1 protein-coding gene is annotated in these 3,411 nt (G+C 64.2%); it reads right to left on the minus strand.

The genetic code is table 11. The features are described 5' to 3' along the window. On the minus strand, positions 1–3,119 hold a 3,119-nt coding region (locus HMPREF1136_RS06650; protein WP_009648575.1), incomplete at its 3' end, for a S8 family serine peptidase. Between the last annotated feature and the right edge of the window lie 292 nt (positions 3,120–3,411).

Consider the following 3,411-nt stretch of genomic DNA (forward strand, 5'->3'; position numbering starts at 1 on the left):
ATGTACCCGGCCGCATCAAAACGATACGTGGAACCATCAATCACCACAGCCGCATCAACCGGGTAAGAACCATCCTCGTAGCGATACCACCAGCCGTGCGCCCCACGTACCCACTTCCCGCTCTTCGGCGCAGGAACAGGCGCATTGACGTGAATGGTCGCACTGGCCATCACAGAAGGCTGGGTCGGGTCAGCAACCGTAATAGTCGCATCCCCCGCGCCCACCGCACTCACGACACCATCCGCGCTCACCGTCGCCACGGCCTCGTCAGAGGAGGACCACACCACAGACGTCACCGTCGCATCCGCAGGCTCATGCGAGGCGGACAGCGTCACGCTCTCCCCCACCACCAGCGACGCCGACGCAGGCGACACCGACAGGGAGGTCATCGCGACAGGCTTGATGGCCGCGGTCGTCGTCCCCTCGTTCTTGGCCCAGTCCCACGCGTAGAGGTAGATGGTTGCGGGATCGACGCCGAGCTGGCTCCGGACATCGACAATCTTCACGTGATAGTGCTCGTGGAAGAGGCCATCGTCTGCGCGCTGACCCAGATACTCTTCTTCCTTCCACAGGGTGAGCGCGCCGTCCGGGGTGGCCTTGAAGCCGAAGCCGGCAATCGGCGAGGCGTCGGTCACGTCAAAGGACAGTGTCGCAGCATCCCCCTCGCCCGTGATTGCAACGTTCGAGATGACGGGCGAGGCCGTGTCCACCGCGAAGCTGTAGCTGGTCTGCTGAGTCATTGACGACGGCCCGTAGGTGGCGGCCTCAATCGTCACCGTGTAGCGCCCGTCGGGCAACTCGTTACCGTCAGCGTCGTAGCCGTCGAAACCCGGAGCGCATCCGGGCGACATGAACTCAACATTGTGCATGCCGCGCCAGTGGTCGTCGTAGAACGCCTTGTCCGCGCGATCACACGTGTAGGTGCTCACGGTCGCCCCGGCCTCGTTCGTGACCGTGTAGGTCAGCGACGGGACGGCGCGCAGGAGGATGGTCCCCGTAGCAGCCCTGGTACGCGCGCCAGCCTTCGTGGAACGCGTGATGACGAAGCCCTCGGGGTTGAAGTCGTGCAGCGCCCTCTCGTCTTCGATCTCGAAGGGGTTGAACTGCCCGAACGGCAGGGTGCTACTCATGAGTGTTGTGCCGAAGCCGACCTTGTGGTTGTTCGGGCTCTGCTGATCGAAGACGCTCGCCGCTCCCCACGAGCCGTAGAAGCCCAGGTAGGGAACCGTCAGGTTGGGCTGTCCGTCCGTGCTCGCGAAGGTCACGGCACCGTCGATGAAGGTTCCGTTGGGCGTGTTGCTCGTCGCGTACGAGGCAAACTCGCCCTTCGGGGTCACCGTGACGGTCACGGTGACGCTCGACTTCGCGGGCACGGTCACAGAGTCGGAGGAGAAGGTCAGGTCGATCCCCTTCCCCGCCCAGTTGGTGGAGTGGCCGGTGAAGAGCATGCTCTGGACGTCTTCGGAGAGGGCCTGTCCGCCAAGCGTGTAGGTGTGGGCAGCGTCGGACACATTGGTCAGCTGTACCTGGAAGCTCCATCCGTCGGTTCCGTCGCCCAGATCAGCCTTTGGACGCGAGGAGTCCGCAGCTCCGACCACGCTCGGGTACACCGGCGAGGTCGTGGCCCCCACCGCGTCCACAAGGCCTGCGCCAACGCGGCGCGGCGAGTAGAAAGTCCCGTCGGTCTGCGTCGCGTCCGGCATCGGGCGCGCAGTGCCCATCAAGAAGTTCGTAACCACCGCGTTCTTCTCCGCCGCGCTCATCCCCGCGAAGGCCGGATCGGTCGCCACGCGCTGACGCACGAGGGCGGCGATACCCGCAACCTGAGCCGAGGCCTCGGCCGTGCCGGACATGCGACCGTAGTAGTTCCCGGGGCTGGCCGACATGACGGCCCCGCCGGGCGCGGCAATCTCGGGCTTGAGACGCAGGTCGTAGGTCGCGCCCGTACCGGAGAAGTCGGAGACGCTGATCGGCTGCGTTCCCTGCTCCGCCACGGTCTGTTCATCGACCGAGGCCACCGCCAGGGTCGAGGGGTAGAACGCGGGGAAGCCGAGCAGCCCCGTATCCGGGTCACTGGCGTAGCTGTTGTTCTCGTTATTTCCGGCCGGCGCGTTCACGACGATGCCCTGATCGCTGAGGGTCTGATACACCTGCGAGTAGAGCGCGACCGAGTCGGTGCTCATCCCCTCAAGCGTCGCGAAGGACACGGTGAGCGCGTCAGGCTTCAGTACCGCCGCGTCGTCGAGGGCGGCCAGCAAGGCGCTGTCGTTCGCGGTGTACGTGTTTCCCCTGGTGGCCTTCGCGACGATGAGCTGTGCGCCGGGGGCCGCACCCGTCAAGGCAGCGTCGTTGGCGGTCGCGAGAGCGGCGACGTGCGTGCCCTGTTCTGATGCCCATCCGCCCTCGCTACCCGGTATCACATTCGCGTCACCGTCGCCATAGTCGTAGGCGAAGGGGATCTTGTCGCTGACCCATGCGCCGTTCTTGCCAGCACCGAGGTCTGTCATCAGGGACGTCATGTCCGTCTGCGTGAGGCGCAGCGAGGCGGCATCCATCACGCCCGCGAAGGCCTTGTGCGAGGTGTCAACCCCCGTGTCGATGACCTCGACGACTTGCCCCTGGCCTCTCTGGGAGGCTGCCGCAGCACCGGTCATACGCGAGGCCGCGCCCAGATCTGACGAATCAGCAGGTTTTCCGTACCCGCCCTGGATGCTCCAAAAGTCGGGGTCAGTGACCGGATCGTGGTACCCCTCAACAAAGGCACCCGCCACGCCCTGCGTCGCTTTGATGGCCGAGAGCGCGGAGTCCGGCGCCTTGATCGCGAGGCCCTCGAAAGCGTGCGTGTAGTCTCGCACGACCTCCATGGTCGCGCCCGGCGAGGACTGAGAGACGGCGTCACCAATACGTTTCTTGGCGTCGGCGAGCCTGGCAGCAGGGTCGCCGCTCCCCTCCTCAAGGTGGACGATGATCGTGAACGGTGAGGTGGCATCGGCCAGGGTCGGTGACGAGGCATCAGCGCGGTCCGCGTCGGCCGCGAACGAGGGCAGCATCGTCGTTGTAGTGACAACGAGGGCACCGGAGGCGACGAGCGCCAGTGCCGACAATCGACGGTGAATCATCTGTGGCTCACTTCGTTAACAAATGGACAGGGGATGCAACGTGCAGCACGCCCTACCGTCAAGGGTAGACGATGCAGGTGCTTACCGCGACATGCTTATTGCAAATTTTTTCCATGATCTGTCAAAGCCATATTCGCATGTTCTGGTGACAGAGCACGTTCATGACCATCATTTCTCTGTCACACACGAGGAGGACTCTGACCACGAAATAACTTGTATGCGTACATCGACCGTCGTTTGACATCGACGTTGACACTCATGCTGAGCATCACAGGCTGCCGAAAGACCCGGG

The sequence above is a fragment of the Actinomyces sp. ICM47 genome (genome assembly GCF_000278725.1).
Taxonomy (GTDB): Bacteria; Actinomycetota; Actinomycetes; order Actinomycetales; family Actinomycetaceae; genus Pauljensenia.